We start from the raw sequence: 15,833 nt of genomic DNA, 5'->3' as shown, positions 1-15,833 counted from the left end.
CTACGGGTTCTTTTTCTGTATTACATGAATTTCTACACGGCGGTTACGCTGACGACCCAATTCCGTTTCGTTTTCTTTCAAAGGCATTGTTTCCCCGTAAGTAACGGTTTGTATTTTTTCTTCCGGAAGACCCTTTCGGATAAAGATTGCTTTAACGGCATCTGCTCTGGCTTGTGAAAGATTCATATTGAAAAGTGCATCGCCCTCACTATCGGTATGTCCGGTAATCACCAGCATCAAATCATCATGCTCGAAGAGGGAGTCAATAGCGGGTTCGATAATATCCAGCTTATAGAGTCCATGCACCTCTGCACTTGATGTTTTGAATTCAATATTTCCGAAATGCTGTGTGATGGGCGAACCCTCCTCTGTTAACGTTCCTTTCACTGCACATCCATTGGTTTCTTTTGTACCCGCCTCCAATGGACAAGCATCATTACTATCAATGATTCCATCGCCATCAGTGTCCGGACAACCCTTATGTTTCGCACTTCCTTTAATATAAGGACAAGGGTCATTCGCATCCGCCACTCCATCACCATCTGCATCCGCTACAGGAACGGGAACGGGAACGGGAGCTGGAGCAGGAACAGGAACAGAAACAGAATCCGGATCAGGATTATTTAGAGGTAAGCCTGCAACTGCATTTTCAGATTTCTTTTGCGGAATGAGTTTATTTACTTCTGATTTAACTTTTGTTGGCAGTGGCTTAACGACCGCTTTGTCAATATTTTCATTGATCACTGCAACAACAACCGGCGCTTCAGGTTCCTTAATTTCCAACGGCAAGCCCAAACGTTTATTTACAATTTTTCTGACAGGCGTGGGTTTCGAAAGCTCCTGTTTTACTCCAACAGGAAGAGGTCGTGGAGTCGCGGTACTAATGTCAACCGGTGGCTCGTTCTTCGCTGCCGGTATTGGTACATTTGCTTTAGGAGCCGGCACAGGTTGAGATGGAACTGCTTTAACCTTTGCATCATTCTTCACCTCCGGAGCAGCAGGTTTCACGGTTACCGGCTTTTCTTTTGGTGCAGGAGTGACAACAGGGACAGCTACTTTTGGTTTATTGTCGGATACCGGAATTTTGGCTGCAGGAGCTTTCTTCTTCACTTCAGGTGCCTTCTTCTTGTCGTTCTCCTTCTTTTTCTCCGGCGCCTTTTTCACTTTGGCTTTTGGTATATACGTCAACGTGAGCTCAAAAGCACCGGGTCCTCCTGTTAATCCTGAAATATTTGCATCATAGCTGATGCCCATCATAAAACTGTTCCATTGATAAGCGGCATAGAGTGCCACCGCATCCTTATTGCGGAAGATGATTCCGCCTTCCACATTGTCCCTTCCATCCAACGGCAGCTTCACCATCACAGCGCCCATCAGTTCTTTTGCTGATTGCTGACTGGCATATACAAACATTGGGGTAATGGTGACCGATTCCTTTAAGCGAATTCCGACACCTGCTTGAGTTGTAATTTTTCGAGGGATAGTATTATTCACTTCTATAAAACTTTCCTTTGGCTGGTTGATATGCTGGACCGACAACCCGGCATAGGGTAACAATTTATCTTTACCTGCTTTGCCATAGGTCCATAAAAAACCGGCACCGAAATCAGGTCTGGTTAGCTTAGTATATGAAAAAGTTTCAGCGGTAGGGTTAGCAGGATTGTATCCCTGGTCGGGAGTATACTGATCATCAAAAGACATTTTTGAAGGATCAAAACTCTTCTGTATTAATCCAATTTGCACACCGGATGCGAGCATATTTTTTCCGAAGGATAGCCTATAAGACAATTGTCCATTCAGGAACAACTGACGTATGCCGGCTTCTCCCGCTGAATTATTCACCAAATTTGCACCGAAGCCCACCTTGCTCACCTGCTTATCAAAAAACAATCCTTCTGTTTTAAACGGACTTGTCACCGAAGACCATTGATTGCGGTAGAGCAAAGTCAAACGAATATGTTCTACACCATGACCGGCTGCTGCAGGGTTATACCAGGAAGGAATGCGGTGCGCCTGTGTATAGTGCGGATCTTGCGCAAAGAGATCATTTCCGGTCGATAAAATCGCCAGTAATAAAAACAGATATCCCTTCCACTTCCTCATTTTATTACGGTAACCGGTCCGGTCATTTCTTTTGAAATATTATCTGCATCCAGGATGACAATCCGATAGACATACGTACCATTCGGTACCACTTTGCCATTGACTCTGCCATCCCATTGCGGTAATGCACTATCGGTAGTATAGATCAATGTTCCCCATTGATCATAAATTTTCATTTCCTGCAGCGTAATTTGCTCTCCTCTCACTCGGAAAATATCGTTCTTGCCATCTTCATTCGGAGTAAATGTAGTTGGCACAAATGCAGGATACTTCGCACCGATGTACACTTTTTTAATCAAAGTATCTGTACAACCCAACGCATTTGAAGTAATTAAAATAACCTCATAGGTTCCGGCAGAAGAATAAGTGAATACGGTATCATTACTATAACTTACATTTCCCGCAACAGTAGTATCTCCAAAAATCCAGGTAACACTATAGGGATTCACAGCCGTGCAACTAAAATTGGCGGTATACAATCCGTTTTGTGTGGTTACCGAATACGTAAATGCCGCCTTCGGAATATCGAACAGCGACACGTTGAGATTCATTCTTCCGGCAGAGGGGCAGCCGTTTATACTCACCGCCTCCACATAATAAGTGGTATTGGCTATGATGGGCGGAGTAGGAAACTGCGTTCCGGAATACAAAAGCGTACCATTGAACGCACTATCGTACCACCTGTAGCTCACCCCGGATACAATCACGGGAGATAAAACTATTGACGAACCCTTACAAGCGACGGTATCATTTGCCATGGGAACTTCGGGAGCGCTATACACTTTAATTAATACAGAATCAGAATACATCCAGCTATTATTCAGCCATACTCCTACATAATACCATCCGCTGTCACGCGCAGTGTATTGTTGTGCTGTTTCACCGGGCAACGGCATTCCCTCGTAAAACCATTGATTTCCCGAAGAAAAAATGGAACTCAAAACAACGGAGCCACCATCACAAAATGAAGTGACACCCTGTGCTGTCAGTATTGTAGAAGAACTAATTATTGTCACCTGAACAATTGCTGATGATGAAGTGCAACCATTCGAAGCAGTAGTCACAACAGAATAATTTCCGGTAGCGCTTACATAGATACTGCTTCCTGTTGCACCGGTAGACCAAACATAACTTGTACCTCCGCTGGCCTGAAGCAGAATGGAATCACCTTGCAAGATGTTTACACTTCCGGATGGATTCACTACGGGTGTATTGACAACATATGAACTTATCGGCATTGGTTGAGATGTAGCGGTACATCCTCCGGCACCACTCACAGTGACCGAATAATTTCCTGCACCTACATTGATTGCTTGTGTGGTTGCACCATTTGACCAGAGCCAGGTATTCGCTGCAGATGCGGTTAATGTCGTGGTTGCACCGGGACAAACGGTATCAGTAAGTGCAGTGATGACTGCAGTCGGGGATGCTTGTACAGTAACGACAAACGGCTGAGAAGTTCCCCGGCAACCGCTTCCATTTGTAACGGAAACACTGTATGAACCTGCAGATGAAACGACAATTGAGGAAGTTGTTTGTCCACCTGACCAGAGATAATTAGAACCACTTTGTGCTGTTAATGTTAATGAGGCGCCATTGCATATGGCCGTTCCACCGTTACTGCTGACGACAGGTATGAAAGCTGGCAGGACGGTTAGTGATAACGTATTCGAAAAAGCGGTGGCACCACCTGCATCTATAGCCGTGGCCTGAAGGGTATGACTACCGGGCGTTAAACTATTTAGTATAACTGACGGAGTGGTGGAAGATCCCAAAATATTTCCATTCTCCGTAATCGAATAATTGCTCAAACCGGAGGGGGTAACCGTAAAAGTAACCGGAGTGCCGGCACAAACGGTAGGACTACCCGTTAGTGCAACAGTCAGCGTAACACTTGAAGTAAATACTATCTTGCGTATTGTATTATTTCCTGTATCTCCAATGTAAAGGGCGCGATTAGCTCTGTTGTATACTATTCCGGCCGGATTTTTAAACCGTGCCAGAGATCCATTTCCATCAACAGCTCCAGGCTGACCTGCATAGCCGGCATAGGTGGTCACCTGACCGCTCTGTGAAGAGAATTTTCTTATGGTATGATTCTGTCCATCGGTAATAAAGATATTTCCTATTGTATCAGTAGCCACATCAACAGGGAAATTGAATCGGGCTGTAAGTGGAGTTCCATCAGTGGTGCCAGGATTACCATCTCCTGCTATGGTAGATACCACTCCTGCCGGAGTCATTTTACGAATTTTATGATTCCATTCATCGGCAATCAACAGGTCGCCTGATGCATTCAGAGATAATCCAAACGGATGATTGAAGGATGCCGCGGTTCCACTCCCATCAACACTACCTGATAAAAATACCGTACCTGCAAGTGTAAAGACCTGTCCGGCGTCAATCAGACGTATAGTATGTGTGTTGTAATCGGAGACATAAATTTTTTGACCGTCCCTGGTCACTGCTATTCCTGCAGGGGTTCCAAAACGAGCAGTTGCACCCGGACCGTTACTGGTCCCGAATACTCCTGTACCGGCAAGAGTGGTGACATTTCCTGACGCATCTATCTTTCTAATTTTATAATTCTTCGTATCAGCGATGTAAAAATTACCAAGTGTATCGCAGGCAATATCCCATGGTTCGTTGAAAGAAGCTGTTAAAGCGGGGCCATCCGTTGCACCAATTGCTCCTGTACCTGCAAAGGTTGAAACCGTACCTGAAGGCGTAATCTTTCGGATTAAATTATTTATTCGGTCTGCGATATAGATATTACCATTCTTGTCAGCCGTCAATCCATGAGGCTCATTAAAGCGGGCCGAGCTCCCTGTACCATTCGCGCTTCCCGTCAATCCTGCAAGACCGGCCACAGTGCTCACCTGCTGCGCAAAGAGTGCACCTTGAAATATAAGAAATAAAATACAGCCGGTAAGTGTTCGCCTCATGCTATCTTAACTTTTTGACCACCTGTTAACAGCTGAATTTGTTCTACAAAATTCTGCGAGGACCGGTACAATAACCGACCCGTTGAATCATCATCACCGTCGAATGCTGTTGCGTAGAGTGCTGCAATTCTATTCCATGAATAATACTGACGACCGTACTGTTCCAGATCATAACCCATGCGCATTCTTTCTTTCTGATCGAGTACATCAAGAATGGACAAGAGATCACTTCCGGATTTAAAATAACGGGCACGGTGATTTGTTGTCTCCCGGTTATAACTGATATCATAACTCACCACGGGAAGACCAAGACACATGGCCTCTACCAACCCCGGATTTGTACCTCCCGCGCTGTGCCCATGCACATATACACCGGCGTTAGATCGGATTTCGTTTAACTCATCTTGATTGTAAATGGGATCGAGCAAATGAATATTCGGATATTTACTATATTGTGCTTTCAGATTCATGCCGTATTTACCATGACTCCACAGCCCTACCATAACGAGTTGATGACGCGGTGCCTTGCTGAATGCCTGAAGAATGAGATGAATATTATTCTCCGGTTCAATGCGACTGACATTGAAAGCATAATTTTGATTTAAAAAGGGATACTTTTCTAAAAGCTTATCTGTAAGCGGACGTTTCGATACATGATCACCACCATATTCAATCAGGCGTGCGTTGTCACGACCATAACTTTGTTCTACATATTGCTGAATAACTTTATTATCGGCAATCACTTCATCGGCGAACCTTACGGCCAGTTTTTCACTAAAGCCCAGCACTTTTCTCGCAAGCCAATTCCACTTCGGACGTTTCCACTCCTGTCCATCAATATTCACCAGAATGGGTTTGTTAGTAAACAGTTTTAGGAAGGGGAGCAATATTGCACCGGAAACACCGAGTAATAATAAAACATCGTTCTTACGGATGGCATGAATGATGGAAAAAATATCATAGGGAATACTTTGATATCCATTCGCATTCAACGGAAGATAAATCAATCGGGCACCGTTATACACTGAAAGACGTTTGCCACGGTCCGCAAAATACTTACTGCTACAATACACCGATATATCATATCTGCTTCCCAACTGATCCACCAGATGATGTGCTAACGTCTCAAATCCGCCATACCGTGCAGGCAGACCCGTTGTTCCGATAATTGCCACACGCTTCTTCGACATACTCAATTCCCTTTCTATTGCTGAATTCATTAATCTACATCATACCACAGTGGGTATATCATCAATTTCTACGACATCTTACATCTAAGGTTTAGCGAAAACGGAACAAAGAAAGGGACACTCCTTGCAAGTCAAGCCTACTCTGAAATTGACGTAAAAACAGAATTGCAGCATAAATCAATTCCAGAAGGCTGAAAAGAAACCAATTAGAATTTAACCCTCTAATGAAATTGGACAAAATGTACTAAAACCTTACAGATGCTTGTCACCCTGAACGCACTGAACAACGGCATTCCTGAAATTTTCTGATTTAAACTTTTGCGCAGTTTCGCGTGCACCGGCTGATAATTTCTTTAAAAACTCAGGATTTGAAGCGAGATATTCTAAACGGAAATCCAATGTAGCGGCATCGCGGACATCTATTGAAAAGCCATTCTTTTCACTTTCTACCAGTTCTGCAGGTCCACCCAGGGGGGTGCGATGACCGGAATTCCATAACACATCGCTTCAAGAATGGTCATCCCAAACGTTTCAATACATAATTCCGGATTCGTAAGATTCATTACCAGACCTGCACGACGATAGAAGGGGTCCAGATCTTCTTGGACAGGAAAAATGTGAAGATTAACAGGAACTTCCATTTTCATGAAATAATCTTCAATATTTTTAGAGGAAGCATTCAGAACCAATTCAAAGTGAATACCCGGGTGACGTTTTGCTAACTGAAGATATTCCGGTACGCCTTTGTAATTTTTCAATGAACAAATCATCAAAACATTAAACGAATTGCCGGCAATAGCATGATAATTGAATTTTCCGGCTTGCGCTGTAAACTCATCGGGCAAGGCATTATAAATGACCTGACCTTTCACTCCATTAATCCGCTCTTCATTCATCAGGTAGTGGGAAACATACAATACAGTATCCGCTGTTTTTGCAGCAATAAATCTTAAAAAGTTTTTAAGCAATGCAGGTTTGATATAACTCTCGTGCACATGATAAACTACCTTTTTTCCCATACATGCTCCGGCAAGAGCCGCGCCAAAAGGAAGCAATGTATTTACATAAATAACAACATCCTCCTTCCGATAACGCAACAATTGAAAAAAGAGAAAGAGCTGACTCGCAGTAAAAGCGAAGAGTCTTAAGAGGGCATTTGAAAAGAAGTGATAGGGGAAATACACGAAAGGAGCATTCAGTCGACCCAGAAATCCTTCCCTGCTCTTACTGGTATGCACTATTATTTCATGTCCTGCCATTTGAAGGCCTTTCAACGCCTGCATGAAGATGAGCGGGCTGCCGCTAAAATCATTCAACAGATGAACAGCAACGATTTTACTTTTTTCCCCGGAAATCATCTACCCTGCTTTTCTCGACAAATGATCATAGACATTCTTTAATTCCTCGCCTTTCAAATCCCAATTAAAACGTTCATTGAACGCCTTACGGGCACCCACTGAAAGCTGTGCATACAATTTAGTATTATCATGAAGCAGGCGCAGTGATTCCGCAAATTTCGTCACGCTGGTATTGTAACGGCTATAGGGAATCGTTATACCGCAATCCTTATTTACAAATTCACCGGGGCCTTCATTCCGGAAACATATTACAGGGAGACCATAAGACAATGCTTCCGCTACCACCATACCAGCACCTTCATGACTTGGAAATAAAAACACATCCGATTCTTTGTAGAGTTTTTTATAATCTGTTCTGTGCAGCCACGCGATAAAATTAACCTGACTTTCTACCTCCATTTCCTTTGCCAGATTTTGCAGATATTTCTTATACGGACCATCTCCCACTAAAACCAACTTAACAAAGGGTTTCAAATGTGCAGGAAGTTGATGGTAAAACCGTGCGAACGAACGAATGGTAATATCAAATCCTTTTAAAGGAACGAATCTGCCGGAAGAGAGAATCGTAAATCCCTGCCCTTTCCGGATTTCCTTTAACTCTGAAGGCGCCTCGGTACTTACCGAAGTCATGTGTACAATCTTGTCTTTAGGAAGATGAAGTACCCGCTCTACGCCTGAATTCATTGTAAGAACCGTGTCAACATGATTCACTGTTTGTCGCAGCAATGGATCCACCTTCCAAAAATATTTCTTCATCAGCCATTTCATTTCCTCAGCGATATACGATCCAAGACCATAAACATGAAGTACATAATCTTTAGGAATACGTGGATGATGTCCTATGGGTCCCCATACAAATGGCTTCTTTAATTTCCAAAGTGAAGACGGCGTCCAGTCGTTATGAAAGTTAAGATTATGTACGATATCAAATTTGAGTTTTCGCTTATTTACAAATCGGGGAAGATAAAATTGCCATAAATAATAATACAACATGGCACCACGTCCACCCCTCTTCCAAAAACGTGCCCAGTAGGGTAAATCGTAATAGACGAATTGAATATTACCATAGCAATTGGAAGGATGCTCCTTCATATAGCGCTCAATATCCTTACGGGTATTTTCTCGTGTCACAGCAATCACCTTATTGAATCGTGCAATTTGCATGATAAAATTCCAGCCCATACCATCTTCTGAACCATGGTAAGGATTCACAGCATAGGCGCTCAGTAAAACAGTGGTATTTATTTTTGTATCCATATTCCTATTGATTACTCAGGCAAACATTTTTCCCGGTGATATTTCTTCCGGTTTTTCTTTCTCCCGTAATCTGATCACCTTTGCAGGTACTCCGCCGATCACGGCATTGTCGGGCATACTCTTCGTCACAACAGCACCGGCGGCGATGATAGAATTAGCCCCTATCTCCACGCCATCCAGTATGGTCACTTTTGCTCCTATCCAACAATTTCTTCCAATATGAATTCCTTTTCGTTCTGTTCCCTGAAGCCGAATCAATCTATCCGTTTCCGGAAAAAGGTGATTCTCCGGATGGCAACTGAAATATGGACCAATGATACAATCATCCCCAATTTCCAGTCCACCTGCTCCACCTAAATGCGCGAATTCACCAATACCTACATTACGGCCGATACGAATGAACTTACCCGGGTCATTGAATGAAAAGGACACTTTCAGATAAGAGTGACCTCCGATCCATGAGTAATCACCAATCGATAAACCTTCACTACCCCAGGCAGAAATATGCAAGGAATCTCCTAACTGTACTCCCTTACCGAAATGAGCATTACTTGTTCCTTCCACGCGGACATCCCTTCCACAAAATAGAAGAACCGAACGGTTTGAAGAAATAAACTTCAGCGCACGGCACCAGGCTTTCACCTTCGCCCATAAAAATCCGGCCATCACCCTACTCTTCACGGAGGAGTCGAGTGTAAAGGATGGATTCTTTCGACGGGCAAGAGCTATGATGAGTTGACGCAACATTTTTTACATTCTCCAAAAAGTAGTTTGACACACAAACAGTCCCATGGGCGCGAATCCGCTGAAACGATGCACTTCTTTTCCTTCGAGTAACTCAGCGCCGACCCAATTGACAGGATTGTCGCTATTGTCAAGTACCAACCAACCGCCGGGCTTAATTTTGCTCATCAAAACACGTATGCAATCATTTCGTCTTGTGAAATCATTCATGCAATCCACGAGAACAACATCCAGACTCTTGTCAGGTATCAGGGACATATCACCCGTTGCTGCTTCTCCGCATAACACCTTCATGCGAATATTTTTTTCATGGTAGCGCAGCGGATTGTATTTCACGGTACTGAGTACATGGTTGGCCCAGCTTTCGTTATGCTCATAAGTCGTTACCCGGGTTCCTCGTTCAAGAAACCACAATGTAGAATTACCACCGCCTGCTTCCAGTACCTGCATGCCCGGTTTAACAATATTTTCAAGAAACCGGATCGCGTCAAGTACAATAAATGGGACCGGTTGATCTAAAATCGGCGAAGTGCGGGTCTGCATCCAGGTCTTCATGACATAGGGTAATCGCAAAACACTATACAATGATGGACGATATCCTTCATAGTCGGTCAGGCGAAGGCTGGCTTTAAGCGCTTCCTTTCTTCCATCGTCACAGGTCCATTCCAGTGTTGTTCTGCCGAGCACTTTATCAATCACCGGATTTTCATAGCGAGCGGTGATGTTATTCTTATTGGGCGGAGTAAGCGCTTTACGATTCATGATAACAAGATAAGTTTATACGTTTTAAATAGTTGCCGAAACGCATTCCTTCATTACACGTTTGAATGTTTCGTCGAAATTGATATTGTTTAATACTAAATAATGTTGACCGGAGTATGATTTTCCGAATTCATCAAACAGATTTTTATAACCGGAAGTAAGTTCGTTGATATCTTCCTCTGAAAGTTCATTCTTGCGGCTCTTAATTACTTCTGTGGGTGCAAAGAGGAATACATTCACCTGTGGCTTAAAAATGAAGAGATAACCCAGCTTCATCAGACTTTTCGGCAACAGTATATTTGATCGCTTGGAGTCAATAATAAAATCAAAATAATAACGATCGTACAATACTGTATAGCCACGCAGCGTATAGCGGAAATAAATATAATACTGGCCGAAGAGATAGTCCACGTAGTAATATAGGAATCTAAGAAACGAACTTATCGTATTGGTATTCGTTCCCTGACGTGGATTTCTATCCCTTGTTTTCTTCTCGGCTTCAACTTTACCATGCTTAAAGCTGCTCAGGATAGGAAACAAAGAAGGGCGATGACGTAAAACGACCGTCTTTTGACGGTATTTATGTTGCAATGCAGATTCCACTTCGGCAATCATGGTTGATTTCCCGGCTCCATCTACACCACTAAAGGTGATGGTGATACCACGATGATTCAACAAATCACCGGTAGCATCTTTCCAATACCGTAAGGCATGCATTTGTTTAAAGGGAAAACGGTTTACGCTCAAGCCCTTGACATGACTGATAATTCGCTTTGAAAAGCGTGTGTTCATGTCGAATAACTCATCAAGGACATTAATATTCACCTTGTATTTTCCGGTTACATGTGTAAAAATGGTTGTCCGTTGTTCGAAGTTGAATCCTGCAAAATACTTTCGGTAGCGTTCGGGTACCGAAGCACTATTTAACTGATAGAATAATAATATATACTCAAAATTATGGTGATGCGCGGCCCGCTTCAGTCCTGTTGCATCTTCAAACGCATGATCCAGCACTTCGGCGGAATCGAGATAGATAGCTCCTTTTCTGTCGAAGCGATTGATGAGATCAATTTCAAGGTAGGAACCATCCTGAAAGAAAATACTTACAAAAGTGACAAATGATTTTCGGTGAAGACGGACGCGTTCAATGCCGGGTCCTTTGCGAATTATTTGCAGGAATGCCGGTTTCTCCGTCTCATCAATCAGCATATCCACATCGGAATTTTCCGGGAGTGCATCAATGGATTCATGTATAAACTTAAGCAAGGCATAGCGGAAAGGCTTTATCGCTTTGAAGAAATATGCTAAAAATGCCTTTCGCTGATTCATGATTTTCCTACAGTTCGTTGTGTCGATTCGAGGTAATCTTCTATCGCTAATGTCCAGGCGTGCATCATCCATTGACTTTGCATCAGCGGTTCGCGTTCGCTGAGATACTGACGCAGGTAATGACTTACATTGAACAAGAGATAGAGGGCGTGATGAAGCGAGAGATGTATTCTGTACTTCTTCACGAGTTGCTGTACTAAAGGTTGAATGGTCCATTGGTTGATGGTATCTTTCACTTCAGCATAACCTTTCCGTTGCTGAAGTATTAAACTCTGGTAGGTGAAATGGAATAAGTCGAACAACATGGGCATTCCGTTGCGGGCCATTTCCCAATCGTAAACGTAGAGACGTTGTTCATCGCAATACATGTTCCAGGGCGTAAAATCGCCATGCGAAACAGATACGGGAACGGATTCCCCGACAGGAATCACCTGAAATAACTTCTTAAGGAGTTGAACCAGATGACGGGTACTTTCCTTATCGAGCTCATTGATAAAAACCAGCTCTTTCGTTAGAAAATCCATGTTGGAAAGAATGCTCTGCCAGGCCGCCGTATCTGCTACAGCTTTTTTCTCCCGGCTCAGGGCATACAACTCTGCCAAAGCACGTATATGGATCGACGTTATACGATCAGCTGGAATAATCACTGCAGGTTTAATATTGGAAAGTCGCGCATGACCATTGATACGTTTGGAGATCTTTGGAATGCTCAGACTGGTAAAGTCATACTTATTCAGTGTGTTGACCATGTTATATTCGTTTTCAATCAAAAGCTTAGCTGCTTCTGTAAACGCCACTTTAATAAATCCTTGCGATTGATGGTGTCTGTGAACTTCCATGACCATCTTCCGCGTAATTCCTCGGGTACCGGTAAAGAAGGACACCACCTCGTCCGCATCAATTCCGTAACTCTTTTGTACTGTTTCAAAAAGTAATTGTTGCACTCTGAAGGTCCCGGAAGCCAATAAGCGGGAATATCCTGCTTTCCAGACCAGACGCGTGATCGTTTTATAGAGCTTTGCCTTAGTGGTAGCAGCATTGTACAAATCCAAGTGACCGGCATGTTCCCCATTGGAACCATAGAACCAGCGAATACTCCCATCAGGGTTGTTGATGTAATCAAAGCTGACCCATTGATGATCTGACGCAGTATTCAGGAATATATCAAAACCGGCTTTATGTACTTCAACAATGCAAGCCGGATAATCACGGTCGATGACGTTTTCCTGCTTGACCAACGAACCTTCTGTTATATTTCCGGAAATTCTGCTATTCTTATCCAGCAAATACAATTCTTTTCCCTCCGCGAAAAAATCACGTAAAAGCCGGAGATCGGTAAGGTATAGCTTCGGAGGTTTCATTAGAGATGGAAGCGTTTTTACGTTCAATACCCGTCTGAGGTTCCAGAGCAGCAGTAAATACTAAGAATAAATAAAATAATATACCATAATTCGTCTCACCGAAAATGCCAAATTCAGTGAGTGAGTTCACAAAAAGGGGAATGAAAATTAACCCAACCACCATTCTGTATTTTTTATCGGCCACCTGTTTTATGGTCCATAAAAAAGTAGAAAGTTGAATAAGAACAAGCAGCAAACCTGTCATTCCCAAGCCAAGGAGGACCTGGAGAAATGTATTGTGTGTCATCGCACCCGCATATGCATTCAACGACTCAAATTTATCCGCATAGTCGATACGCATATAACCATATCCGAACCATGCTTCACGTGGGAAGTTGTAGGTCAGCAGATCCCTCCAAAAGGGAAGTCGGCCGGTGAGCGTATAGATCTCCGTTAACTGATCCTGTTTTACAAAGAAGGACCAGCCTGCCAAGGGGATAAGTGCAATTCCACCCAGAAAAATCAAAGTTCGTTGTGAGCGGCTACCATTGGTTAACCCATAAACAAGTACTACAGCGAGCAATCCGATGAATGCCGATCGCGAACCGGTAAGCAGGAGCAACTGAATCAGCAATAACAATGAAAGAATGACTGAAACCCGCACACGACCTTCCTTCACAAGTAGAGGAAGGTAGCAAGCAATTCCGATGACAAGCAGCATCCCCAATTCGTTGGGATTAATGATAAATCCTCCCAATCGACTAACAGCACCACCATGGGTAAGGCGGTAGAAGCGGTCGGGGTCGAGAAATAATCCGACAAGAAACCCCAAGCCGATAAAAAGGATAGCCGGCGCAAGCAATTTATGCAAATCAAAATAACCTCCGGGATGCCGTTGACGGTAAATCGTTATGAGGTAAATATAGAGAAAAGAGAACGCAAAGCCTTCTATATCCATTAATAGTTGCAGCAGACTAACATCAAAGGAGCTGGTCCATAACAGCGAGGCCATACCGAATATTAAATAGACGCCATACATCCACACGCTTACCGGCTGATGCATGCGAAAGGTCTGTTTATTGTGCTCCCTCAAATGATACAATACTGCTGCGAGCATCACCAGCGACAATCCCGCACGTAATCCCGCCTTCATAGCCTGTACCACCATAATGGAGTCCGACAGCATAAAATAAGAGCAAATACGCAAAATCAGTAGCGCGATCAGGAAGTTCCTGTAACCGCTTGCCGGTTCACGTAATACACTTTGCGGTTTCATGGAGGGAGTTTGGTAAATCAGGCTTTATAAATTTCCAGCATTCTGCCCGCGATAGCATTCCAGTTAAATTCTTCAGCCACCATTTCACGGGCACGTTCACCCATCTTCAGGTATTCCTTTGATAAATAAAGATCATGAAATGTAGACAACGTGGTTTCAATTGTTTTAGATGTACTTTTCCGGAGATGTAATCCTGCACCATACTGTTCCACTTCCTGCCCGACATTCGTAGCAGTACTCACCATAAGGGCTATCCCCAAAGCGCCTGCTTCCAATACTGCTGTAGGAGAACCCTCTGAACGGGAGGGATGACAAAAGAGATCCATGTTAGCAATGCGATTCAATTTATCCTTTCCATATCGGGCACCCATGAAAACAATACGATCATTCACATGTAATGATTTTGATAGCGCTTCCAGCTTGGGACGATCAGGACCATCACCAATCAGCCATAGTTCCCCCTCACCGCCTTTCTTACAGTAGGCGGCAAAACCCTCTACCAACAAATCCAATCCTTTATAATAGATATCCAATCGCCCGCAAAAACCAAACACCGGCGATTGGCGACGTTGCATTTTATGAAATTCGAAATTCAGTTCTTTAAAATCCTGCCCATTCGGAACAACCACTTTGTTCTGTAGTCGCATCAGGTTGGCCATATTGTCAAACTCACTCTGACCCAGGAACTGCACTTTCTTCGCTTCCTTCAGAATCACCTTTTCATAACGGTTAAAATAGACCTTCTTCACCCACTTGTTCTTCTCTAAAGCCACCTTGTTAAAAGCGCCATGAGGAGTGTACACAAATGGAATTTTCAGGTCCTTTAGCAAACTCACTACTTTGTAGAAATCATTGATGAAAGCCCAATGGATATGAAATATTGTTCCTTTCTGCTGTTTCGAAATGCGATGCATGAGTTGCGGATCCAGGTCGCGGTAAAAGGGTTGGGCGCGAAAGAGGACGGTCGGAAATGGACGCGGGTAAACGGTATCCTCCACATTTTTAGTAATGCCCCAGATTTCTACATTCACCCCTTTCTCATACAAGCTCATCGACAAAAAGTGCACGACCCTATTCACGCCGTTCATGCGTTCAGGATTGGCTTTACCCAAAACAAGATGGATCACTTTCATAGATGACCTTTCTACGTGTAAGATTGATGTAAGGTTTCGTCTCGTCATTACTCATCTCGGCTTCGCCGATTTGAAACTGACGAGATTTTGGGAGTGATTCGTCAACTGACGGGATTGGGGGATCATCTCGTCATTACTCATCTTGGCTTCGCCGATTTGAAACTGACGTCTCGTCATTACTCATCTCGGCTTCGATGAGCTGGAGATTCCGGACCATGTTGACCCCCGATTCCGATTCATGTTGACCCCCTATTCCGGCCAAGCTGACCCCCACCAAGGGGGCTGAGCAAGCTACTAGTGGTAAAATGAGCCTGCCATTCCGGCACATGTTGACCCCCTAAATTTGGGCTGTCATTCCGGCGTATGTTGACCCCTTTATGGGTGTCATTCCGGCAC

Annotated in this window: 12 protein-coding genes; all 12 read right to left on the bottom strand. The window is 43.6% G+C overall.

All coding sequences use genetic code 11. The features are described from left to right. Positions 1–2,103: a PorP/SprF family type IX secretion system membrane protein gene (locus IPJ86_15750; protein MBK7888676.1), complete on the bottom strand. Its 2,103-nt coding sequence runs from the start codon at positions 2,101–2,103 to the stop codon at positions 1–3. After that, complete coding sequence (locus IPJ86_15745) at positions 2,100–5,048, bottom strand: gliding motility-associated C-terminal domain-containing protein (GenBank protein ID MBK7888675.1); 2,949 nt, start codon at positions 5,046–5,048, stop codon at positions 2,100–2,102. Before IPJ86_15745 ends, IPJ86_15750 begins: the two co-directional genes overlap by 4 nt. Continuing rightward, complete coding sequence (locus tag IPJ86_15740; protein ID MBK7888674.1) at positions 5,045–6,238, bottom strand: DUF1972 domain-containing protein; 1,194 nt, start codon at positions 6,236–6,238, stop codon at positions 5,045–5,047. Before IPJ86_15740 ends, IPJ86_15745 begins: the two co-directional genes overlap by 4 nt. A gap of 252 nt (positions 6,239–6,490) precedes the next feature. Further along, complete coding sequence (locus IPJ86_15735) at positions 6,491–6,739, bottom strand: hypothetical protein (protein ID MBK7888673.1); 249 nt, start codon at positions 6,737–6,739, stop codon at positions 6,491–6,493. After that, complete coding sequence (locus IPJ86_15730) at positions 6,685–7,596, bottom strand: glycosyltransferase family 4 protein (protein ID MBK7888672.1); 912 nt, start codon at positions 7,594–7,596, stop codon at positions 6,685–6,687. The genes IPJ86_15735 and IPJ86_15730 overlap by 55 nt, the downstream gene beginning before the upstream one ends. Next, positions 7,597–8,853, bottom strand: a complete 1,257-nt coding sequence (locus IPJ86_15725) for a glycosyltransferase (GenBank protein MBK7888671.1) — start codon at positions 8,851–8,853, stop codon at positions 7,597–7,599. It lies immediately after the preceding gene. 15 nt (positions 8,854–8,868) lie between these two features. Beyond that, a complete protein-coding gene (locus tag IPJ86_15720) occupies positions 8,869–9,519 on the bottom strand; it encodes an acyltransferase (protein ID MBK7888670.1) in 651 nt (216 codons plus the stop codon). Positions 9,520–9,603: 84 nt separating this feature from the next. After that, the gene (locus tag IPJ86_15715; protein MBK7888669.1) at positions 9,604–10,359 is read right to left on the bottom strand and encodes a class I SAM-dependent methyltransferase; all 756 of its coding nucleotides are present in this window, start codon (positions 10,357–10,359) and stop codon (positions 9,604–9,606) included. Between the two features lie 24 nt (positions 10,360–10,383). Then, complete coding sequence (locus IPJ86_15710) at positions 10,384–11,688, bottom strand: hypothetical protein (GenBank protein MBK7888668.1); 1,305 nt, start codon at positions 11,686–11,688, stop codon at positions 10,384–10,386. Then, positions 11,685–13,049 (bottom strand): phosphotransferase, encoded by a 1,365-nt coding sequence (locus tag IPJ86_15705; GenBank protein ID MBK7888667.1) that lies wholly within the window; start codon positions 13,047–13,049, stop codon positions 11,685–11,687. The genes IPJ86_15710 and IPJ86_15705 overlap by 4 nt, the downstream gene beginning before the upstream one ends. Beyond that, a complete protein-coding gene (locus tag IPJ86_15700) occupies positions 13,003–14,304 on the bottom strand; it encodes an O-antigen ligase family protein (GenBank protein ID MBK7888666.1) in 1,302 nt (433 codons plus the stop codon). Before IPJ86_15700 ends, IPJ86_15705 begins: the two co-directional genes overlap by 47 nt. Positions 14,305–14,321: 17 nt before the next feature. Then, positions 14,322–15,437 (bottom strand): glycosyltransferase, encoded by a 1,116-nt coding sequence (locus IPJ86_15695; GenBank protein MBK7888665.1) that lies wholly within the window; start codon positions 15,435–15,437, stop codon positions 14,322–14,324. Positions 15,438–15,833: the final 396 nt, after the last annotated feature.

The sequence above is a fragment of the Bacteroidota bacterium genome, from assembly GCA_016713925.1.
Taxonomy (GTDB): Bacteria; Bacteroidota; Bacteroidia; order AKYH767-A; family OLB10; genus JAJTFW01.
This window is presented reverse-complemented; position numbering and strand designations above follow the sequence as displayed.